Annotated in this window: 19 protein-coding genes; 10 read left to right on the top strand and 9 right to left on the bottom strand. The window is 67.6% G+C overall.

Annotated elements, in window-relative coordinates; translation table 11 throughout:
• Window positions 1-90: 90 nt before the first annotated feature.
• From IB258_RS00460 to IB258_RS00450, 3 genes are all read right to left on the bottom strand, one after another.
• Window positions 91-429, bottom strand: coding sequence for a P-II family nitrogen regulator (locus IB258_RS00460; RefSeq protein WP_013393295.1), 339 nt, complete (start codon window positions 427-429; stop codon window positions 91-93).
• 127 nt (window positions 430-556) lie between these two features.
• Complete coding sequence (locus tag IB258_RS00455; protein WP_192351975.1) at window positions 557-2,614, bottom strand: NAD(+) synthase; 2,058 nt, start codon at window positions 2,612-2,614, stop codon at window positions 557-559.
• Window positions 2,615-2,701: 87 nt separating this feature from the next.
• Entirely contained in the window at window positions 2,702-4,051 is a 1,350-nt protein-coding gene (locus tag IB258_RS00450) for a mechanosensitive ion channel family protein (RefSeq protein WP_119449493.1), read from the bottom strand.
• Between the two features lie 135 nt (window positions 4,052-4,186).
• Between IB258_RS00450 and argH the strand changes: the two genes are divergently transcribed.
• Window positions 4,187-5,605, top strand: coding sequence for an argininosuccinate lyase (gene argH / locus IB258_RS00445; protein ID WP_054456589.1), 1,419 nt, complete (start codon window positions 4,187-4,189; stop codon window positions 5,603-5,605).
• Window positions 5,606-5,688: 83 nt separating this feature from the next.
• Here the strand turns inward: argH and IB258_RS00440 are convergent, their stop codons facing one another.
• From IB258_RS00440 to IB258_RS00425, 4 genes are all read right to left on the bottom strand, one after another.
• Window positions 5,689-6,108 (bottom strand): type II toxin-antitoxin system HicB family antitoxin, encoded by a 420-nt coding sequence (locus tag IB258_RS00440; RefSeq protein WP_054456849.1) that lies wholly within the window; start codon window positions 6,106-6,108, stop codon window positions 5,689-5,691.
• Between the two features lie 55 nt (window positions 6,109-6,163).
• Window positions 6,164-6,349 carry a type II toxin-antitoxin system HicA family toxin gene (locus IB258_RS00435; protein WP_119449491.1) on the bottom strand — a complete coding sequence of 62 codons (186 nt, stop codon included), beginning with the start codon at window positions 6,347-6,349 and terminating at the stop codon, window positions 6,164-6,166.
• A gap of 162 nt (window positions 6,350-6,511) precedes the next feature.
• On the bottom strand, window positions 6,512-6,736 hold the full coding sequence (locus tag IB258_RS00430) for a LysR substrate-binding domain-containing protein (RefSeq protein WP_225588708.1): 225 nt from the start codon (window positions 6,734-6,736) through the stop codon (window positions 6,512-6,514).
• Between the two features lie 56 nt (window positions 6,737-6,792).
• Window positions 6,793-7,602: a helix-turn-helix transcriptional regulator gene (locus IB258_RS00425; RefSeq protein WP_119449488.1), complete on the bottom strand. Its 810-nt coding sequence runs from the start codon at window positions 7,600-7,602 to the stop codon at window positions 6,793-6,795.
• 148 nt (window positions 7,603-7,750) lie between these two features.
• On the opposite strand from IB258_RS00425, the gene IB258_RS00420 reads away from it, so the two are divergent.
• The 8 genes from IB258_RS00420 to IB258_RS00385 are packed head-to-tail and all read left to right on the top strand — an operon-like array spanning window position 7,751 to window position 15,996.
• Window positions 7,751-9,451: an FAD-dependent oxidoreductase gene (locus IB258_RS00420; RefSeq protein WP_192351974.1), complete on the top strand. Its 1,701-nt coding sequence runs from the start codon at window positions 7,751-7,753 to the stop codon at window positions 9,449-9,451.
• Window positions 9,426-9,632, top strand: a complete 207-nt coding sequence (locus IB258_RS00415; protein WP_054456585.1) for a hypothetical protein — start codon at window positions 9,426-9,428, stop codon at window positions 9,630-9,632. The genes IB258_RS00420 and IB258_RS00415 overlap by 26 nt, the downstream gene beginning before the upstream one ends.
• 17 nt (window positions 9,633-9,649) lie before the next feature.
• On the top strand, window positions 9,650-10,231 hold the full coding sequence (locus IB258_RS00410; protein WP_119449525.1) for a VOC family protein: 582 nt from the start codon (window positions 9,650-9,652) through the stop codon (window positions 10,229-10,231).
• Between the two features lie 35 nt (window positions 10,232-10,266).
• Window positions 10,267-11,226: an MBL fold metallo-hydrolase gene (locus tag IB258_RS00405; protein ID WP_054456584.1), complete on the top strand. Its 960-nt coding sequence runs from the start codon at window positions 10,267-10,269 to the stop codon at window positions 11,224-11,226.
• Window positions 11,227-11,282: 56 nt separating this feature from the next.
• Window positions 11,283-12,317 carry a fumarylacetoacetate hydrolase family protein gene (locus IB258_RS00400; RefSeq protein ID WP_192351973.1) on the top strand — a complete coding sequence of 345 codons (1,035 nt, stop codon included), beginning with the start codon at window positions 11,283-11,285 and terminating at the stop codon, window positions 12,315-12,317.
• Window positions 12,318-12,329: 12 nt separating this feature from the next.
• Window positions 12,330-12,998: a maleylacetoacetate isomerase gene (gene maiA / locus IB258_RS00395; protein ID WP_119449485.1), complete on the top strand. Its 669-nt coding sequence runs from the start codon at window positions 12,330-12,332 to the stop codon at window positions 12,996-12,998.
• Window positions 12,999-13,051: 53 nt separating this feature from the next.
• A complete protein-coding gene (locus tag IB258_RS00390; protein ID WP_175163930.1) occupies window positions 13,052-14,404 on the top strand; it encodes an MFS transporter in 1,353 nt (450 codons plus the stop codon).
• A gap of 38 nt (window positions 14,405-14,442) precedes the next feature.
• A complete protein-coding gene (locus tag IB258_RS00385) occupies window positions 14,443-15,996 on the top strand; it encodes a fumarate hydratase (RefSeq protein WP_192352225.1) in 1,554 nt (517 codons plus the stop codon).
• A 61-nt stretch (window positions 15,997-16,057) separates the two neighbouring features.
• Here IB258_RS00385 and IB258_RS00380 read toward each other — a convergent pair whose 3' ends face one another.
• Complete coding sequence (locus IB258_RS00380) at window positions 16,058-16,876, bottom strand: tRNA U-34 5-methylaminomethyl-2-thiouridine biosynthesis protein (protein ID WP_175182094.1); 819 nt, start codon at window positions 16,874-16,876, stop codon at window positions 16,058-16,060.
• Window positions 16,877-16,892: 16 nt separating this feature from the next.
• Window positions 16,893-17,819 (bottom strand): tRNA U-34 5-methylaminomethyl-2-thiouridine biosynthesis protein, encoded by a 927-nt coding sequence (locus tag IB258_RS00375; protein ID WP_054456579.1) that lies wholly within the window; start codon window positions 17,817-17,819, stop codon window positions 16,893-16,895.
• A 430-nt stretch (window positions 17,820-18,249) separates the two neighbouring features.
• Here IB258_RS00375 and IB258_RS00370 point away from each other — a divergent pair, with 430 nt between their 5' ends.
• Window positions 18,250-20,259 carry a PEP/pyruvate-binding domain-containing protein gene (locus IB258_RS00370; protein ID WP_192351972.1) on the top strand — a complete coding sequence of 670 codons (2,010 nt, stop codon included), beginning with the start codon at window positions 18,250-18,252 and terminating at the stop codon, window positions 20,257-20,259.
• Window positions 20,260-20,299 lie beyond the last annotated feature (40 nt).

The following is a 20,299-nucleotide window of genomic DNA, read 5'->3' as shown; positions in this document are numbered from 1 at the left end:
CGGCAGCTTCCCCGCCGCGCCAAGCCCGCAATATCCTGCTGCGGTCTCGCGGCTGCCGGCGGATCCGGCCAGCCGCAAGTCCCCAGGAACTTACAGCGCCTCTTCGTCGCTTTCGCCCGTGCGGATGCGGATGGCCTGTTCGACCGGCGTGACGAAGATCTTGCCGTCGCCGATCTTGCCGGTGCGGGCAGCCTTGACCACGGCTTCGATGGCGGCTTCGACCTGGCTGTCGGGCAGCACCACTTCAACGCGGATCTTGGGCAGGAAGTCCACCACGTACTCGGCGCCGCGGTAGAGCTCGGTATGGCCTTTCTGGCGGCCGAAACCCTTGACTTCGGTAACGGTCAGACCGCTGACGCCGACTTCGGCCAGCGCTTCGCGGACTTCGTCGAGCTTGAAGGGTTTGATGATGGCGGTGACTTGTTTCACGTTGGTCGTCCTGGGTTTTTGATCTGTTGCGTCGCCCTGACACGGCATGGCTGCAGGGCGCATCGGATAAGAGAATACCACCCGCGGGGGCCCGGACGCCGGGTCCCCCTTGGGCGGGAAATCCCGGTCAGGCCTCGTCGGGAATACGTTCGGCGTCGCGCATCCACACCGCCGACTCGGAGTCGCTGGGCGCGCGCCAGTCGCCGCGCGGCGACAGCGAACCGCCGGAGCCGACCTTGGGCGCGTTCGGCACGCAGGTACGCTTGAACTGGCTGAGGCGGAAGAAACGGTCCAGGAAAATCTTCAGGTTGCGCTTGATGGCCGCCAGATCGTACTGGTTGCGGGCCACGTGGCCGCCCTCGGGCCAGGCGCCGGCCTCGCGGTCGCGCCAGGCCGCCAGCGCCAGGAACGCCACCTTGGTCGGCGCAAAGCCGTAGCGCAGCGTGTAGTACAGGTTGAAGTCCTGTAGTTCATAGGGACCGATGGAGTCTTCGCTCTTCTGCACGGGCTTGTCGTCCGCGCCGCCCGGCACCAGTTCGGGGCTGACGTCGGTGCCCAGCACGTCCAGCAGCACCTGCGCGCCTTCGTCGCCCAGGCGGCCGGATTCCGCGACCCAGCGCACCAGGTGGGTGATGAGCGTCTTGGGCACGCTGGCATTGACGCTGTAGTGCGACATGTGGTCGCCCACGCCGTACGTGCACCAGCCCAGGGCCAGCTCGCTCAGGTCGCCGGTGCCGATGACGATGGCGTTGTTGAAATTCGCGATGCGGAACAGGTGGTTGGTGCGTTCGCCGGCCTGCACGTTCTCGAAGGTGATGTCATAGACCGGCTTGCCGTCGGCATAGGGATGGCCCAGGTCCTTGAGCATCTGCAGGCAGCTGGGCCGGATGTCGATCTCGGAAGCCGTGCACCCCACCACCTCCATCAGCTTGCGCGCCTGCTGCAGCGTGCGCGAGCTGGTGGCGAAGCCCGGCATGGTGACGGCCAGGATGTTGGAGCGCGGCAGGTCCAGCGCGTCCATGGCCTTGGCGCAGACCAGCAGCGCATGGGTGGAATCCAGCCCGCCGGAAATGCCGATGACGACCTTGGACATGCGGCTGGCCGACAGGCGCTGGACCAGGGCCTGGACCTGGATGCTGTAGACCTCCTTGCAGCGGGCGTCGCGGCGCTGCGGGTCGGCCGGCACATAGGGAAAGCGCGCCACGCGCCGCTCCAGCGGCAGCTCGGCGTCTTCCAGCGGCGGATTCACGGGGACCGCCACGCTGCGGAATTTGCGGACTTCGTCCTGGTGGCGACGCACGGACTGGCCGAATGTGGTCTGGTGCATGCGTTCGCGCGACAGGCGTTCGAGGTCCACGTCCGCAAACAGCAGGTGGGAATGGCCGAGGAAGCGTTCGGATTCGCCCAGCAGTTCGCCGTTTTCGTAGATGAGTGCCTGGCCGTCCCAGGCCATGTCGGTGGACGACTCGCCCCGCCCGGCGGAGGTGTACATGTAAGCCGACAGGCAGCGCGCCGACTGCTGCGCCACCAGTTGGTGGCGGTACTCCGACTTGCCGACCACGATGTTGGAGGCCGACAGGTTCACCAACACGGTGGCTCCCGCCAGCGCGGCGTAGGAAGACGGCGGGATCGGCACCCAGACGTCTTCGCAGATTTCGACGTGGAACTGGAACAGCGGCAGCTTTTCCATCTGGAAGACCAGCTCGGACCCGAACGGCACGGTCTGCCCCAGCAGGCGGATCTCGGACGCGGTGGCGCAATCGCCGGCGCTGAACTGGCGCGCTTCGTAGAATTCGCCGTAGTTGGGCAGGTAGCTCTTGGGCACCACGCCCAGCACGCGGCCGCCGGCGGCGACCACGGCGCAATTGAACAGCTGATGGGCCACGCGCAACGGCGCGCCGACCACGACGGCGATGTCCATTTCAGCGGTTGCCGCCACCACCTGGGCCAGCGCGGCTTCGCATTCGTCCAGCAGGGCCTTCTGGTGGAACAGGTCGTCGCAGGTATAGGCGGACAGGCCCAGCTCGGGAAACGCCGCCAGCACCGCGCCGCCCTGGGCGGCCTGCTGCGCCAGCGCGATGGTCTGGGCGGCATTGAAGGCGGGGTCCGCGACCTTGCATTCGGGCACGCCGACGGCCACCCGGGCAAAGCCGTGGGAATACAGGTTGAAGAACGGGTTCGACATCGGGTCTATCGCCAGGGATTTCAACGCCTGGATTATCTCACGGGGCCACCCGCCGCCCCCCCCACGCCTTGCCGCGCCTGCTGTCCGCTAGCGCGGCATCTTCTCGTCGGTCAGGCCGCGTTCCGACGGCGCGGCCAGGCCCGGACGGCCGCCTTCGCCCGCCAGCGCGGCCTGCAAGGCGCCTTCGCGCAGGTGGACGCCCATTGCGCCGATATCGGCGCCGGACGGCTGCTGGTACAGGCGCAGGCCCAGTTCGGGCAGGATGGCCAGCAGATGGTCGAAGATGTCGCCCTGGATGCGCTCGTACTCGACCCAGGCGGTGACGGCGGTAAAGCAATAGACCTCGACCGGGATGCCTTCGGAGGTGGGCTCCATCATGCGCACCATCATCGCCATGTCCTGGCGGACCTCGGGATTCTGTTTCAGATAGGCCAACGCATAGGCCCGCAAGGTGCCGATATTGGTCAGGCGGCGGCGGTTGGCGGGCACGCTGGCCAGTTCGCCCATGGTCTGGTTGGCCTGGGCGATATCGTGGGTCTTGGCCTGCAGGTAGTCGTGCAAGAGGCGAAAACGCATCAGCCGCTGCGCCTCGTCGTCGGTCAGGAAGCGCACGCTGGCCGAGTCGATGCGCACGGTGCGCTTGATGCGCCGTCCACCCGATTCGAACATGTGGCGGTAGTTGCGGTAGCTTTCCGAAAACAGCTTGTAGGTGGGCACCGTGGTGACGGTGTTGTCCCAGTTCTGCACCTTGACCGTGTGCAGCGCGATGTCCTTGACGAAGCCGTCGGCGTTCGATTGCGGCATCTCGATCCAGTCGCCGATGCGCAGCATGTCGTTGCTGGTCAGCTGGGTGCTGGCCACCAGCGACAGCAGCGTGTCCTTGAACACCAGCAGCAACACGGCGGACAGCGCGCCCAGGCCGGAAATCATCCAGAGCGGCGAGCGGTCGATCAGGATGGAAAGCACCAAAACGGTGCATACCGCCATCAGGATCAGCTTGCCGATCTGGATATAGCCCTTGATGGAGCGGGTCTGCGCCCGGGTGGTGGCGGAATAGGTATCCTGCCAGGCGCTCAGCACCCCGGAAAACGCCACGAACACGCAGATCCAGGCGCCGGCATGCGCCAGCCGGCCGACGATGGTCACCGCCCGCTCGACGTGCGGCACCAGGCCTATGCCCAGCGACACCACGGCGAACGGCACCGCGTACCAGAGGTTCTGGTATGCCCGGCGGCGTTGCAGGGCCTTGTCCCAGTCGCCCCGGCCGCTCAGCACCAGCACGCGATGGGCCAGCAACAGCACGACCCGGGCCACGACCCACTGGACGAACAGCGCCGTCAGGATCAGCGCGGCGATTCCGATCAGCGTCTGCGCCCAGGCTTCGCGCGGCAGATGGGTATCCAATTGGGTGACCAGCTCTTCCCATTCCAGGGGCATAGACTCTCTTCCTGCTCTAAGGTCTTGAAACTAATCCAGGATTATCCGACAAAGGCCGGGCCGGAGGGTTCGCCCCCGCGGAACCCGCGCCCGGCGGCGCGGCCTTGCGCGCCAGGCCCTATAATTCCGCCCATCATGGCAAACACTCCCTCCCCCGATCAAAACCAGTTCGCCAACAAGGCGCAGGCCTGGTCCGCCCGGTTCTCGGAACCGGTTTCCGAACTCGTCAAGCGCTATACGGCGTCCGTGGATTTCGACAAGCGCCTGGCGCGCTACGACATTCAGGGTTCGCTCGCGCACGCGGACATGCTGGCCGCCCAGGGCATCATCGGCGCCCAGGACCTGGCCGACATCCAGCGCGGCATGACACAGATCCTGTCCGAAATCGACGCCGGCAGCTTCCAATGGCTGCTCGACCTCGAAGACGTCCACCTGAACATTGAAAAGCGCCTGGTGGAACTGGTGGGCGACGCGGGCAAGCGCCTGCACACCGGCCGTTCGCGCAACGACCAGGTCGCCACCGACATCCGCCTGTGGCTGCGCGCCGAAATCGACAACCTGCTGGACCTGCTGCGCCAGCTGCGCCACGCCCTGGCCACGGTGGCCCTGGACAACGCCGGCACCATCATGCCCGGCTTCACGCACCTGCAAGTCGCCCAGCCCGTCACCTTCGGCCATCACCTGCTGGCCTACGCCGAAATGTTCGGCCGCGACGCCGAGCGCCTGGCCGACTGCCGCCGCCGCGTGAACCGCCTGCCGCTGGGCGCCGCCGCCCTGGCCGGCACGTCCTACCCGATCGACCGCGAGCGCGTCGCCAAGACCCTGGGCTTTGACGGCGTGTGCCGCAATTCGCTGGACGCCGTGTCCGACCGCGACTTCGCCATCGAATTCTGCGCCGCCGGCGCGCTGATCATGACGCACGTCTCGCGCCTGTCCGAAGAGCTGGTGCTCTGGATGAGCCCGCGCGTGGGCTTCATCGACCTGGCCGACCGCTTCTGCACCGGCAGCTCGATCATGCCGCAGAAAAAGAACCCCGACGTGCCCGAGCTGGCCCGCGGCAAGACCGGCCGCGTCAACGGCCACCTGGTCGCCCTGCTGACCCTGATGAAAGGCCAGCCCCTGGCCTACAACAAGGACAACCAGGAAGACAAGGAAGGCCTGTTCGACACCGTCGACACCGTGCGCGACACGCTGACGATCTTCGCGGACATGGCCGGCGGCATCAAGGTCAAGGCCGACAACATGCGCGCCGCCGCCCTCCAAGGCTTCGCCACCGCCACCGACCTGGCCGACTACCTGGTCAAGCGCGGCGTGCCGTTCCGCGACGCCCACGAAGTCGTGGCCCACGCCGTGCGCGACTGCGAACAGCGCGGCTGCGACCTGGCCGACCTGTCGCTGGACGAACTCAAGGCCTACCACGCCAGCATCGGCGACGACGTGCACCAGGTCCTGACCCTGGAAGGCTCGGTCGCGGCCCGCAAGCACGTGGGCGGCACCGCCCCCGAGCGCGTGGCCGAGGAAGCCCGGCGCGTGCTGCAGGAAACTGCGGAGTAAGCCTGGTTTTCCGATGCAAGATGATCGGCCCCGTTAGCGGGGCCGATTTTCATTGACATGCGGGACTTGCAGGCTTGCCAGCCTCAGGCAATCGACACGTCCAGGCGGCGCCCAAGCTGCCCGAGAGCGGATTCGACTTGCTCGATCCGGGATGCGTGTCGCACGTTGAGCAACCGGTCCACTTGCGGCATGTGAACCCCCATGCGCCTCGCCAACTCGGCCTTGCGCACCCCCTGAAGAATCATCTCGTTCGACAGAAAAACCTTGCTGGTGACCAAGGCGGGCAAGGTTACTGACGCCTGGCCCTTGGCAGGTTTGGAGGGCATGGGAATGGGGCGACGCGCCTCGAAGTAGATCTCCAGCGCAGCTTCGAGCGCCTCTTCGGCGTTGATTGCCGCCTCATCGACGTCCTGCCCTACGGCTAGCGCTTCTGGAATATCGCGAAACCGGACTAGCCACGTATCGTTGGAGTCGCGAGTCAGGGTATAGGGATAGGTCAGCATTTGGGCTTCCGTTTGATGAATGTGCCAGGCAAGGCTATCCACGTGACGCACGGCGTCATTTCAAACCGAGCTGTTTCTTGATTTCGCTTTCCAGATGCTTGCCCATTTCCTTGGACCCATGATGTGGAAAGATAGTGGTCACGCCGTTCAAGGTAACCCGGTAATGGCTGCTGCCTGACTTATGCGGCACAAACACTGCCCCTTGTCGTTCCAGCCATCTCTTGAATTCGCTGTATTTCATGACCGATGGTCACGGCCTGATTGAGCATAAACAAAAATGTTGAATAAATAAACAGAACTGTTTACTTGAGCCGTCCTCCTCCCACCATGAGCGTAGAAGACGTAGGAACAGCGCGGCGCAGGGCCGTCACTTTCTCAGACCAAACGATATTGCGGCCGCCCGCTACACGATGCTGAGTGACTCCCCCAGCATTTCCACCACCGCATCCACCTTGGGCAGCAACTGCTTGCCCAGCGGCCACGCCAGGTACAGCGGCAGGCCTTCGGTGGCCAATTGCGGCAGCACCTCGACCACCCGACCGTCGCGCAAGGCGTCGGCCGCCAGCCAGGTCGCCAGTTGCGCGATGCCGAAGCCGGCGGCGACGGCGTCGACCTGGGCCGCGGGCAAGCGCTACCCGACGCCCGCGAGCCGGCGCCGAAACCCGGCAGCAGCAGCCCCGACGCTCAGCGTCCGCCCGCCTCCGGCATACAGGCCGGCACGGCGCGCGCGGCCGGCGCCTTGATCAGGAACTCCTTCAGGCTGGCCACGTTGTTCTTCTTGAAGATGCGGTTCTTGTAGGTGACCACGGTGGTGGGCGACAGGCCCAGTTCGCGCCCCACTTCCTTCGCCGTATGGCCCTGGCGCAGCAAGTCCGCCACCTGGATCTCGCGCAGCGACAGGCCGCTGCACCAGGACGGCGCGCGCGGCGCGTCCGTTTCCGCGCGGCACAACTGGTGATGACGCCGCGCCAACGCGATCAGCAGGGGCGCTCGCCCGCGCATCAGTTCGGCTACGTCCGGCGAATGGGCGTGCGAGAAATACAGGTTCAGGTAGCTGATGCCCTCATCGCGGCAGCCGATGAGCGAAATCTTGCTGGCAAAGCCCGGGCGCTCGAACAATACGCGGCGGTACTCGTCATCCGCGATGCGTTCGGGCGACGCGGTCTGGACGACCAGGTCGGGATGGTGGCCGGGCCGGCACGCCATGTCGCGCAGCAGTCCGTAATTGGGGTCGCGCCGGTAGAACTCGTTGTCCACGAACACATTCGTGGTCCATTCGATCAGGGACTGGTTGAGCAGGCTGGCGGCCGACGAATACTGCACCGAGCCCTCGTGGCCGTAGAACACGTGCGACACGTGGTCGGCGGCCACGGTTTCGCGCAACGCCAGCAACAGCGCGGCATGGAACATCGGACCGCCCAGGTCCATGACGGCGGACTCGGCCCAACGGTCCGGCCCCCCGCCCGCGGGCATAGGGTTGTTTGTCTCTTCCATGGTGTCGTTTTCCCCCGCTTGCGCGTGTTTTCCCGATTCTAAGGTCATCCCCCGCCGCCGCGATGTCCTCTTCCGTGAGGACATGACGGACCCGCGCGGCGCTCCTAGAGTGGGGCCTGCAACAAACCACATCGAACTAGGGAAAACGATGAAAGAGCTTCCCATCTATCCATACGTCAGGCCCGAGGAAATGGACCGCCCGCGCCGCGATCCGCATCCGGTGGCGGTCGTGGGGGCCGGATTGACCGGGTTGACGCTGGCGCTGGATCTGGTGCGGCGCGGCATCCCCGTGGTCGTGCTGGACGACGACAACACCGTCGGCGTGCGTGGCCTGGCCTCGCGCGGCATGGTCTGGGCGCAGCGCACGCTGGACATCTTCGACCGGCTCGGCATGGCCGGCGACGTGGTCGGCAAGGGCGTGCGCTGGAACGTGGGCCGCGTGCTGTGCCGCGACATGGCGGTGGCCTCATTCACGCTGCAAGACCAGCCCGACATGCGCCACAACGGCTTCGTCAACCTGCAGCAGTACTACCTGGAAGCCTTCCTGGTGGACGCGCTGATGCGCGAGCCGCTGGCCGAGCTGCGCTGGTTGAACCGCGTCGCCGGCATCGAACCGCAAGCGGACGGCCCGGCGACGCTGCAGGTGGAGACGCCCGACGGCGTCTATCTGTGCCGCGCGCAATGGGTCGTCGCCTGCGACGGCGCGAAGAGCGCGGTGCGCGGCATGCTGGGCCTGAGTCCGCGGGTCTACGACCAGACCGAGGACCGCTGGATCATCATCGACATCGTGCTGCGCGACACCACCTGGCCGGAGGAACGCTGGACCTGGCTGGACGCGCGCAGCAACCATGGCCGCGCGGTCTGGCGCCACAAGATGGCCGATGACACCTGGCGGCTGGATTTCCAACTGCGCGCGGACGAAGACCCGGCCGAGGCGGCAACGGACGCGGCGATGCGCCAGCGCGTGTGGGACCTGCTGGGCGAACGCGTGGAATTCGACATCGCCTGGCACGGCGTCTGGGCCTACCGCCATGAATGCCTGGACAGCCTGCGCCACGACCGCGTGCTGTTCGCAGGCGACTCGGCCCACCTGGTCGCGCCCTTCGGCGCGCGCGGCGGCAACGGCGGCATCCAGGACGCCGACAACCTGGGCTGGAAGCTGGCCCTGCTGCTGCAAGGCCGCGCGGGCGACTCCCTGCTGGACACCTACAGCGTGGAGCGCAAGCACGCCGCGATGGAGAACATCCGCCAGGCGCGCCGCTCCTCGCGCTTCGTCTACCCGGGCGCGGCCCGCTCGGCCGCGCTGTGGCGCGACGCCATCATCGACCTGGCGCCGCGCCACGCCGTCGCCGCCCGCATGATCAACACCGGCCGCCTGTGCATGCCGGCCATCTATCCCGAATCTGCGCTGGCTTGCGGCCCGCACGTCCTGGCCGGGCGCGCGCTGCCCAACGTGGTGCTGCGGCAAAGCGACGGCCTGACGCTGCACGGGTTGCTTGGCCCCTGGTTCACCGTCCTGGTGTTCGGCGATGCCCTGCCGGCCGGCGTAGAGGACGACGACGGCCTGCTGCGCTGGGCCGCCGTCGGACCGCTGTGCGATGAACGCGGACGCGCGGCTCTGGCGCACCAGCTCGGCCAGACGCTGGATGGCCAGGCCTGGCTGCTGCGCCCCGACCAGCACGTCATGGCCGCCGCCACGCCCGAGACGCGCGATCCCCAGGCCGTGCAGGCCTGGATCAGCGCGGCGCTGGATGCGCCCGGCGCCTGTCCCGAATCCCTGCCCGAGGCCCGCGGCCTCTACCGCTCAACCGGAGGCGCCAGCCATGCCGCTATCCCAGCAACAGCTTGACGACCTGCTCGAGCGCCTCATTGCACTGACCAACGTGCCCGACCCCGCGGCCCAGCGCGACAGCCTGGCCCGGCTGTCGCTTCTGCTCATCGAAGCCGTGGACGACGCGGCCCGTGTGCAGGCGGCGGTCGACGAGATGCTGGCGAGCCAGCCCGGTTCGCCCGCCTTGAACATTCCATGAACCACGGAGACGGCGCCATGACGCTGCAACACCCCCCTGCCTGCCCCGCCATCCAGGGCCTGCACCACTTCGCCTGGCGTTGCCGCGACGCGGAAGAAACCCGGCATTTCTACGAAGACATCCTGGGCCTGCCGCTGGTGCACGTGGTCAAGGAAGAACGCGTGCCCTCCACCGGCGAGCACTGCCCCTTCGTGCACCTGTTCTTCGAATTCGCCGATGGCTCCCACATCGCCTTCTTCGATCTGGGCGACAACGGACTGAGCCAGCCCGATCCCGCCACGCCGCGCTGGGTCAACCACTTCGCCATGGAGATCCGCGGCGAGGCCGAGCTGGAGCGGATGCGCCAGCGTCTGCTGTCCCACGGCGTCGAGGTGGTGGGGCCGACCGACCACCACTTCATCCGCTCCATCTATTTCTTCGACCCCAACGGCATCCGGCTCGAACTGACCCTGCGCCTGCCCGTGGACGACTACGTGGCCCGCAAGCGCCGCAGCGCCCACGACGACCTGGCCGCCTGGACCCGCGACAAGGCCGCCGGGCTGATGCCCGGCGCCACCGGCACCAGCAGCCAGCAGCGCGGCCAAGTCCACGCCAGCTGAACCGCCGCCCACTTTCCATTCATTAAAGGAACACCATGAGCAAACCCTTCGCCTCCCAGGCCGACCTGGCGGAAAAGAAGATCTCCTTCGAACGCCTGTCCGACAACGCCTACGCCTACGTTGCCGACGGCGACCCCAACTCGGGCGTGATCATCGGCGACGACAGCGTGATGGTGGTCGACGCGACCGCGACGCCGGCCATGGCGCAGGCGCTGATCCGCGCGATCCGCGGCGTCACGGACAAGCCCATCCGCCACGTGGCGCTGACGCACTACCACGCCGTGCGCGTGCTGGGCGCGTCGGCCTTCGCCGCCGAGGGCGCGGCCAACGTGTACGCCAGCCGCGGCACGCATGAGCTCATCGTCGAACGCGGCCAGGCCGACATGGACTCGGAGATCGGCCGCTTCCCGCGGCTGTTCCAGTCCGCCGAGACCATACCCGGGCTGACCTGGCCCACCGTGGTGTTCGAGCGCGAACTGACCGTGTTCCTGGGCAGCCTCGAAGTGCGCATGCTGCACCTGGGCGCCGGCCACACCCGGGGCGACTCCATCGTCTGGATTCCGTCGCAGGGCATCTGTTTTTCCGGCGACCTGGTGGAATTCAACGCGGGCGTGTACACGGGCGATGCCTATTTGTCCGACTGGCCCGCCACGCTGGACGCCCTGCAGGCGCTGGAGCCGCGCCAGATGGTGCCGGGCCGCGGCCCCGCGCTGACCACGCCCGCCGCCTGCCGCGAAGCCATCGGCTACACGCGCAGCTGGGTCGAAACGCTGTACGGCTGCGCGCGCCAGGGCGTGGAGCAAGGCAAGAGCCTGAAGCAGGTCTATGAGGACACGCGCCGCGTCATGGACCCCGAGTTCGGTCACGTCGTCATCTACGAACACGCCATTCCCTTCGATGTTTCGCGCGCCTATGACGAGGCCAGCGGCATCGCCGATCCGCGCGTCTGGACCGCCCAGCGCGACCGCGACATGTGGGCTGAACTCACCGCCTGATCCCGCACGACAAGGCCCCAGCGCGGGCCTGCCTATCCGATACGGAGTACCTGAAGATGAAACTCGCCACCCTGACCAACGGCGCCCGCGACGGCGTCCTGGCCATCGTCAACCGCGACCTGACCCGCATGCGCGCCGTGCCGCACATCGCGGCCACCTTGCAGCAGGCGCTGGACGACTGGGCCCGCGCCGCGCCGCTGCTGCAGGCCGAATATGAGTCGTTGAACGCCGGCGACGGCGCCAGCCTCCCCTTCGACCCCGCCCGCTGCGCCGCCCCCCTGCCGCGCGCCTACCAATGGCTGGACGCATCGGCCTACCTGAACCACGTGGAGCTGACGCGCCGCGCCCGCGGCGGCGAGATGCCGCCTTCGTTCCTGACCGATCCGCTGATGTACCAGGGCGCGTCGGATGACTTCATGGGCCCCTGCGAAGACATCACCGCCGCCAGCGAGGAACTGGGCGTGGACCTGGAAGCGGAGATCGTGGTGGTGACCGACGACGTGCCGCTGGGCGTGGACGCCGACACGGCGCTCGAACACATCGTGCTGCTGGGCCTGGTCAACGACGTGACCCTGCGCAACGTGGTGCTGCCAGAGCTGTCCAAGGGCTTCGGCTTCCTGCAGGGCAAGCCCGCCTCGGCGCTGTCGCCCGTGCTCGTCACGCCTGATGAGCTCGCCCCCTACTGGCGCGGCGGCAAGCTGCACCGCGCCATGCAGGTGTGGCTCAACGGCCAACAGATCGGCCGGCCCCAGGCGGGCGAGGAAATGCAGTTCCACTTCGGCGAACTGATCGCGCACGCGGCCCGCACGCGCCGCCTGGGCGCGGGCACGCTGGTGGGCAGCGGCACCATTTCGAATGCCAGCGACGCGGCCGGCGTGTGTTGCCTGGTCGAGGCGCGCGTGCGGGAGAAGTTGCGCGACGGCGAAATGCGCACGCCCTTCCTCAAGCATGGCGACCGTGTGTGCATCGGCATGCGCGACGACGCGGGCGCAAGCCTGTTCGGCGACATCGACCAGCAGGTGCGCATTCCCGGCACGCGCCCCATGCCTGGCACCGTATCGGCCGACGCTTCTGAGCCCGCCGCCGCCTGACCGGAGACTGCCATGGCCGATACGCCTGCCCTCACCCTGCACAGCTACTGGCGCAGTTCCGCGGCCTACCGGGTCCGCATCGCCCTGGCCTTGAAAGGCCTGCCTTACCGGCAGGTCACCTGGCACATGGTCAAGGGCGAGCACCAGCAGCCCGCCTACCGCTCGCTCGCGCCCTTCGGCCTGGTGCCCATGCTGGAAATCGACGGCCTGCGCCTGCAGCAGTCGCTGGCCATCATCGAGTACCTGGACGAGCGGCATCCCGGCGCGCCGCTGCTGCCGGCCGATCCGGCGCTGCGCGCGCAGGCCCGCGCGCTGGCGCAACTGGTCGCCTGCGAAATGCATCCGCTCAACAACCTGCGCGCGCTCAAGCGCCTGCGCGCCCAGTTCGGCGCGGATGACGAACAGATCCAGGACTGGTACCGCCACTGGTGCGCCGAGGGCTTCCAGGCCTTCGAGGCGGCGCTGCCCGTGGCGCAGGACGGCGGCTACGCGCTGGGCGCCGCGCCCACGCTGGTCGAGTGCTATCTGATCCCGCAGGTCTACAACGCCTTGCGCTACGGCGCGGACCTGACGCCCTTCGAACGGGTCCGCGCCATCGTCCAGGCCTGCGCCAGCCTGCCCGCGTTCGTAGCGGCCCGTCCGGAAAACCAGCCCGACGCGCCGCAGAGCGCCGCGGCCTAGGCAACGCCTCCCAATAAGAAGCTGAACCGCCGCATTCCCCCACGGAGACAACCATGCAGACAGAAATTCCCGCCGACGGCGCCGCCGTCGCTTCCGCCCGCCGGTCCGCATCCGGCCCGCTGGTCAGCGCCGACGACCGCAAGGTACTGGCCGCCACCCTGGTCGGCTCGGCCATCGAGTGGTACGACTACTTCATCTACGTCCAGGCCGCGGGATTGGTGCTGGGTTCGCTGTTCTTCGCGCCATTCGCCAAGGAAAATCCCGAGCTGTCGCTGATCCTGTCCTTCGCGACGGTGGGCGTGGCCTTCCTGTTCCGGCCGCTGGGCGCCATCGTCTGCGGCCATCTGGGTGACCGCTACGGCCGCAAGCGGGTGCTGGCGGCCACGCTGATCCTGATGGGCGTGTCCACCGCGCTGATCGGCGTGCTGCCCACCTACGCGCAGATCGGCATCTGGGCGCCGGTGATGCTGGTGACGCTGCGCGTGCTGCAAGGGTTCTCCGCCGGCGGCGAATGGGGCGGCGCGGCGCTCATGGCGGTCGAGCACGCGCCGCGCGACCGGCGTTCGCTGTTCGGCGCCTTCCCCCAGATCGGCGTACCGCTGGGCATGATCGTCGCCACCGGCGTGCTGTGGTGCATTACCTCCCTGGTCGGCCCCGACAACTTCATGGCCTGGGGTTGGCGCGTGTCTTTCCTGCTGTCCATCGCGCTCATCATTGTCGGCGTCTTCATCCGCCGCGCAGTCGAGGAATCGCCTGTGTTCCTGGAGATGCAGTCGCGCCGCAGCCATTCCTCGGCGCCACTGGGCACGCTGTTGCGCAAACATCCGCGCCAGATCCTGCTGACCACGCTGATCTTCGTGGGCAACAGCACGGCGGGTTACCTGCTGGTCGGCTTCTTCATCAGCTACGGCAGCCGGGCGCTGCGCATGCCGCCACAGCAGGTGCTGATGATCTGCACGCTGGCCGCGGCCTGCTGGCTGGGCACCACGTTGCTGGGCGGCTGGCTGGGCGACCGCATCGGCCGCGTGCGCACCTTCCAGCTCGGCTACGTGCTGCTGGCGCTGTGGGCCATACCGATGTGGTCCTTCGTCGACTCGGGCGACGTCATGCAATTCGCCTTCGCCCTGGCCGTGCTGTCGGTGCCGCTGGGCCTGACCTATGGCCCGCAGGCCGCGCTGTACGCCGAGATGTTCCCGGCCGACGTGCGCTACTCGGGCGTGTCGGCAGGCTACGCGCTGGGCTCCATCCTGGGCGGTGCCTTCGCCGCGATGATCGCGCAGTCCATCATCACCGCCACCGGACAGTCCTGGCACGTAGGCGTCTACGTCATCGCCATGGCCGTGGTGTCGTTCGTCGCCGTGAGCCTGGTCAAGGACCGGCCCGGCGTCACGCTGCACGCCGATTGAACTTGATCCTCTGCCAAAGCCACCTGCCCTCGCACGCCATGAGCACCTTCATCCGCCAGGACGACCTGATCGAATCCATCGCCAGCGCGCTGCAATACATCAGCCATTACCATCCGGCCGACTACATCGCGCACCTGGCCCGCGCCTATGAACGCGAAGCCAGCGCGCCGGCGCGCGACGCCATGGCTCAGATCCTGGCCAGCTCGCGCATGGCCGCCATCGGTAAGCGGCCGATCTGCCAGGACACCGGCATCGTCAACGTCTTCCTGGAGGTCGGCATGGACGTGCGCTGGGAGGGCTTTACCGGTAGCCTGGAAGACGCCGTCAACGCCGGCGTGCGGCGCGCCTACCTGGACCCGGACAATCCGCTGCGGGCCTCGGTGGTGGCGGACCCGCTGTTCAGCCGCGGCAATACCCGCGACAACACGCCCGCCGTTATCAACACACGCATCGTGCCGGGCGCAAGCGTAGCCGTCACGGTCGCGGCCAAGGGCGGCGGCTCGGAAAACAAGGCGCGGCTGGCCATGCTGAACCCGGCCGACAGCGTCGTCGACTGGGTGCTGGCGCAGATACCCGCCATGGGCGCGGGCTGGTGTCCGCCCGGCATGCTGGGCATAGGCGTGGGCGGCACCGCCGAAAAAGCGGTGCTGCTGGCCAAGGAAAGCCTGATGCAGCCGCTGGACATGCACGAACTGCAGGCGCGGGCGCAGCGCGGCGATGCACTGACGCCCGAAGACGCGCTGCGGCTGGAACTGCACGAGCGCGTCAACGCGCTGGGCGTGGGCGCGCAGGGCCTGGGCGGCCTCACCACGGTACTGGACGTGAAGATCAAGACCTACCCCGCGCACGCGGCCGCCAAGCCCATCGCGCTGATCCCCAATTGCGCGGCCACGCGCCATGCAAGCTTCGTGCTGGACGGATCCGGCCCCGCACACCTGGCCCCGCCCTCGCTGGATCTCTGGCCCGACCTGGGACCCGGGCGCGGATCCAGCGCCGGTCGGCGCGTGAACCTGGACACCCTCACCCGCGAGGAGGTCGGGTCCTGGCGCGCCGGCGAAACCTTGCTGCTAAACGGCCGCATGCTGACCGGACGCGATGCCGCGCACCAGCGCATCCGCGAAATGCTGGCCCGCGGCGAGCCCCTGCCCGCCGACTTCCGCGGCCGCGCCATCTACTACGTGGGCCCGGTGGACGCCGTGCGCGACGAGGCCGTCGGCCCTGCCGGCCCGACCACGTCCACGCGTATGGACGGCTACACCGACATGATGCTGGAGCGCACGGGACTGCTGACGATGATAGGCAAGGCCGAGCGCGGCCCGCAGGCGGTCGAGTCAATCCGACGCCACCGGGCGGCCTACCTGATCGCCGTGGGCGGCGCGGCCTATCTCGTCTCCCGCGCCATCCGCAGCGCCCGGGTGGTCGCGTTCGAGGACCTGGGCATGGAAGCGATCCACGAGTTCGAAGTCCAGGACATGCCCGTGACCGTGGCGGTGGACGCGGAGGGCGGCAACCTGCATGTGTCCGGGCCGGCGCAATGGCGCCGCACGGCGGGGGCCAGGGAGATACCGGTGGCGCTGGCGGGCGCTGCCTGACCACGGGGATTGGCGTCCCCTCGAAGGCGCCGCGCGGTATGCGCCACGGCTCGGCGCGTGTTCAATCCAGCTTGAATTCCACCACGGCTCCGCCGCTGCCATAAAGCGGCGCATATTCCAGCACATTGGCGCCGCGGAACCGGTCGCCCAACGCGCCCAGCAGCCAGGACATGTGCTTGAAGCCCATCTCCGCCTTGGCCTGCCCGGCGTACTCGGGCATGAGTTCACGCAGTTTTCCGGCGTCGCCGCTTTCCAGCAGCGCCAGCATGCGGCGGTTCCAGTCGTCGTCGGTCTGGGAGATCAAGCGGTCGGATTCCGGCGCCACAGGCTCGCGGAACATGGTGTTGGACAGGCCGCCTATGCCGATGACCGCCGCCCGCTTGCCCTGGGCCGCGGCCGCCTGCAAGGCGATGCGGCTGAGCTGCTCCGTCTGCGCGTTGTCGTGATACAGGTTATTGGCCGCCAGCGTCACGGGCAGCTTGTCGGTGCCGAAGCCCATCAGCGTGCTGACCGTGATGGTGCCCGTATCGATGGGAAACTGGTCGTAGTCCACGCCGCGCGCATGGATGCCGGCGTCGCGGCAGCCCTGCACGCAGGCTTCTGCCAAGCCCGTATCGCTGGCGATGTCAAAGGGCAGCTCGCCGTACTCGTGCCAGTTCTCGTCCACGTGCACACCGGTGCTGCGCGCGCGGGTGATCCACAGCTGGTCCAGCACCGCCATCCACTGCGTCGAATACACCAGCACCACGTCGGGCCGGGAAGCGGCGAGCGACTCGCCGGCCGCGCGCAGCGCCTGATGCAGCCGCCCCCAGGGCGCCACGTCGCTGCGCAACTGCGGCAGCGGGCTGCCGGGAACGAGAAATGCGGAAACGAGGGTCATGGCATGTCTCCAACGGCTAGGCCGTAACGCCAGCGGGGGCTTCAAGGCGGGACAGCCCGGCCTCCTGCAGATTCCATTCCATCACCGCGTTGCCGGTGCCGATCACGGTGCCGTAGCCATGGAACTTGCCCGCCAGTTGCGGATAGCCCATGGCCGCGTGCATCCAGGTGAACGCGCCGGATTTCACTTCGGCGAAGGCTTCGTCGATGAACTGGGGCAGGAGTTCGAACACCTCGCCCATCCTGCCCTTGCGCATCAGTTCGATCATGCGGATGTCCCACAGATAGCCGTCGTAACGCGCCGGATGCTCCTTGGACATGTCCTCGGGCACCTCGGGCTGCTCGTGGAAATGCCAGTGCGACAGCGTATTGCTGGCCAGCAGGACCGCCCGCCGCCCGCTCTTGCGTATGGCTTCGCGCGTGGCCCGGCCCAGCAGGTCCATTTCCTTCTGCCCTTCCTGGGTGTCGAGGTAGTACGGCGTGTTGTTCGCCGACAGCCCCACCACCGGGATGTCCCATTGCGGCCGCACCATGTGCAGCGTGGTGATGGTGCCGTAGTCCACCCTGAACTTCGGATTGCGCATCATCTTGGTGACCAGGCCCAGCTTGCTGCCTTCCTCGCAACAGGCTTCGGCCAGTTCCACGTCCACGTCCATGCCGAAGTCGTAGCGGAACAGGTCGGGAAAGATCGGATCGACCGAGCGGCCCGCCAGGCGCGGCACGCCCAGGAAATGGTGGCCCACCTGGGTGATCCAGTGCGGCGAATGCACCAGCAGCACGTCGGGCTGCAGGCGTTCGATGCTCTCTCGCACGTGGTCGTAGGCCCAGCGCAGGCTTTCCCAGCCGCCGCGCGAGCGCGGCTCGTTCTGCGGCGGGTTCTCGCCGTACACCAGGTGCGGCGGGTGGGGAGCCAGGAATCCGGAAAGAATTTCGCCGTCCTTCATTGCTTACTCCTTTGCGAGAGCAGTGGGAACCCGTTAGGCCGATGCGACGCCTGTCATTTTGTACGTATACGTACTTGATTCAAGTATCGATTCGTGCAAGGCCGCTGTCAACGGGCGGCGCGTCCTCAGAAGATAGGGAGTTTCCCCGAGCGGCCACGAAAAAAAGGAGCAGCGATGGCTGCTCCTTTGAAAAGACCCTACGAAAAACCGTTTCCATCATCGCGTGCGGAGATGGCCGGTTTCTCGCGGCGCCGGCGGGCGCGATATAGCCTTGGGCGGCATTACACGCCATCTTTGGCCCCATGCATATCGCTGAAATTGGGTATTTTGCGTCCGGCAGCAACGTCAACGCATAGTTGGCCACATCCGGAAACAACCGCCCGCGCCACTCCGATATCATCGCGGCTCCCTGCGCCCCGCCCGCCCGTCCATGCGTCCATCACCCGCCCGCCGCCGCCTTTCCTCCCGCCACCTGACCCGCCTGATCGTCCTGGCCGCATTGGCTGGGGCAGCCGCCGGCTTCGGTCCGTCCGTCCAGGCGCAGACTGCCCGCAAGCCTTCGCCCTACGAGAACTCGCGGCCGTTGACTCCCGACGAGCGCGCGGCGCAGCCAGCGGAAGACGCCAAAAAGGCGGGCCCGGCCTTTCTGGGGAAAATCCAGACCCAGGCCGAATTCCTGCAGCTGGCCCGGGTCTACAACCCCGGCACGCCGCTGGAAATCCCGCACGTGCTGTTCGTGATCGACCGAAAACAGGGCGGCAAGATCTACTACCTCAACACACCGCGCTACTCGCTGCACGAGAACTTCGCACGTGAACGTCGCCTCTTGCCCGCCGACGACAAAGCCACGCTGATCGCCCAGTACAAGGACCCGCAGCGACGTCTGCTGTTCGGCACCCTGAGCTGGCAGCGCGACCTGCCCGGCTACACCTATGAATTCTGGGAAGGCGACCGGCTCACTCCGGAACTGCTGCAGCTGACCGAGGAGAAACTGCAGGCCAGCTTCTACCAACCGGTGCGCTTCAAGGCCAATTCCACGCTGCATGAACAGCTCGCGCAAAACGCCGGCCTGAAGGCCGTGACGCAGGAATCGCTGCTGCGCGAACAGACCTTCCTGCCGCTGAACACGGGTCAGGCCCAGGGCCGGCTACGCATCGTGGCCTCGGTTGACGACACGCCGGATCTGGCACCGACCGACATCCTGGTGCTGGACGAGGTCCCGGTCGCGCTGCCGCCCGTGGCCGGCCTGGTCACGCAACGGCCCTCCACCCTGCTGTCCCATGTCAATCTGCTGGCCAAAGGCTGGCGCATTCCCAATGCCTATGTGCGCGATGCCGTGGCGACGCTGCGCGAGCACGACGGCCAGTGGGTCGAGCTGACCGTCACCAATAATGCCTATCAGGTGCAGCGCATCGCCAAGCCTGAAACCGCGCCGCCGCCCAAGGCCGCGCGGCCGCTGCCCAAGCCCGACCTGACGGTGAAGGCAATCAAGCCGCTCTCCGGCATGGTCACACGCGACAGCCGCCATTGCGGCGTGAAGGCGGCCAACCTGGGCGCGCTGAAGTCGGCGCTGCCACCCGCGGCCACCGTGCCGGACGGCTTCTGCATCCCCTTCGCGCAGTACGCGGCATTCATGGCGCAGCTGCGCGTGCCGCAACGCATCGCCGCGCTGGAACAGCGGGCGGACTTCGCCAGCGATGCCAACGTGCGCCGCGCCGAACTGGCCGCGCTGCGCCAGGACATCATCCAGGCCCAACCCGATCCGGCCTTGGCCGCGGCCTGGCGCGAACGCTGGCAAAAGCAGTTGCAGGGCCGCGGCGTATTCGTGCGCAGCTCGTCCAATTCCGAAGACCTGCCGGGATTCAGCGGCGCCGGGCTCTACACCACCGTGCCCAACGTGACCCAGGCCGACGCGCTGGCGCAAGCCGTGCAGACCGTGTGGGCCTCGGTCTACAACTACGAAGCCTACGAAGCCCGGCGCGCGGCCGGCATCGGCCAGGACGGTGTGGTGATGGCGGTGCTGGTGCAACAGGCCGCCGCGTCTGACAGCTCGGGCGTCATGATCACCCGCGATCCCTTCGACGCCTCGCGCCGCTACGTCACCTACATCTCGGCCAAGCGCGGCCTGGGCATCAAGGTGGTGGAAGGCAAGCGCCAGGCCGAACAGCTGATGTACTCCAGCTGGTCCAAGGCAGTGCAGGTACTGACCCGCTCAGCCGAGGACACCCAGTTGGTAGCCGACGCAGCGGGCGGCGTGCGCGAAGTGCCGATCGAGGGCGCGCGCCAGGTGTTGAACGATGCCCTGGTGGCGCGCCTGGCCGCGGTAGGCAGCCAGGTCAAGCAGCGCCTGGGCGGCGCGGACCAGGATATCGAATGGGCCGTGCAGGGCGAGAACATCCTGATCCTGCAGGCCCGGCCGTACATCGACGGTAGCCGGTAACAACCCGGCCGGAAGGCAGACCGGGCAAGGCTGCCGCACC

The sequence above is a fragment of the Achromobacter sp. ACM02 genome, from assembly GCF_014851605.1.
Taxonomy (GTDB): Bacteria; Pseudomonadota; Gammaproteobacteria; order Burkholderiales; family Burkholderiaceae_B; genus Achromobacter; species Achromobacter aegrifaciens.
The sequence above is the reverse complement of the archived record's forward strand: the minus strand, read 5'-3'. Positions and strand labels throughout refer to the sequence as shown.

Coding starts and splice junctions, on each gene's coding strand:
- IB258_RS00455 (WP_192351975.1), bottom strand. CDS start 2,614: ATGTCGAACCCGTTCTTCAACCTGTATTCCCACGGCTTTGCCCGGGTG.
- IB258_RS00450 (WP_119449493.1), bottom strand. CDS start 4,051: ATGCCCCTGGAATGGGAAGAGCTGGTCACCCAATTGGATACCCATCTG.
- argH (WP_054456589.1), top strand. CDS start 4,187: ATGGCAAACACTCCCTCCCCCGATCAAAACCAGTTCGCCAACAAGGCG.
- IB258_RS00440 (WP_054456849.1), bottom strand. CDS start 6,108: ATGCTGACCTATCCCTATACCCTGACTCGCGACTCCAACGATACGTGG.
- IB258_RS00435 (WP_119449491.1), bottom strand. CDS start 6,349: ATGAAATACAGCGAATTCAAGAGATGGCTGGAACGACAAGGGGCAGTG.
- IB258_RS00425 (WP_119449488.1), bottom strand. CDS start 7,602: ATGGAAGAGACAAACAACCCTATGCCCGCGGGCGGGGGGCCGGACCGT.
- IB258_RS00420 (WP_192351974.1), top strand. CDS start 7,751: ATGAAAGAGCTTCCCATCTATCCATACGTCAGGCCCGAGGAAATGGAC.
- IB258_RS00415 (WP_054456585.1), top strand. CDS start 9,426: ATGCCGCTATCCCAGCAACAGCTTGACGACCTGCTCGAGCGCCTCATT.
- IB258_RS00410 (WP_119449525.1), top strand. CDS start 9,650: ATGACGCTGCAACACCCCCCTGCCTGCCCCGCCATCCAGGGCCTGCAC.
- IB258_RS00405 (WP_054456584.1), top strand. CDS start 10,267: ATGAGCAAACCCTTCGCCTCCCAGGCCGACCTGGCGGAAAAGAAGATC.
- IB258_RS00400 (WP_192351973.1), top strand. CDS start 11,283: ATGAAACTCGCCACCCTGACCAACGGCGCCCGCGACGGCGTCCTGGCC.
- maiA (WP_119449485.1), top strand. CDS start 12,330: ATGGCCGATACGCCTGCCCTCACCCTGCACAGCTACTGGCGCAGTTCC.
- IB258_RS00390 (WP_175163930.1), top strand. CDS start 13,052: ATGCAGACAGAAATTCCCGCCGACGGCGCCGCCGTCGCTTCCGCCCGC.
- IB258_RS00385 (WP_192352225.1), top strand. CDS start 14,443: ATGAGCACCTTCATCCGCCAGGACGACCTGATCGAATCCATCGCCAGC.
- IB258_RS00380 (WP_175182094.1), bottom strand. CDS start 16,876: ATGACCCTCGTTTCCGCATTTCTCGTTCCCGGCAGCCCGCTGCCGCAG.
- IB258_RS00375 (WP_054456579.1), bottom strand. CDS start 17,819: ATGAAGGACGGCGAAATTCTTTCCGGATTCCTGGCTCCCCACCCGCCG.
- IB258_RS00370 (WP_192351972.1), top strand. CDS start 18,250: ATGCGTCCATCACCCGCCCGCCGCCGCCTTTCCTCCCGCCACCTGACC.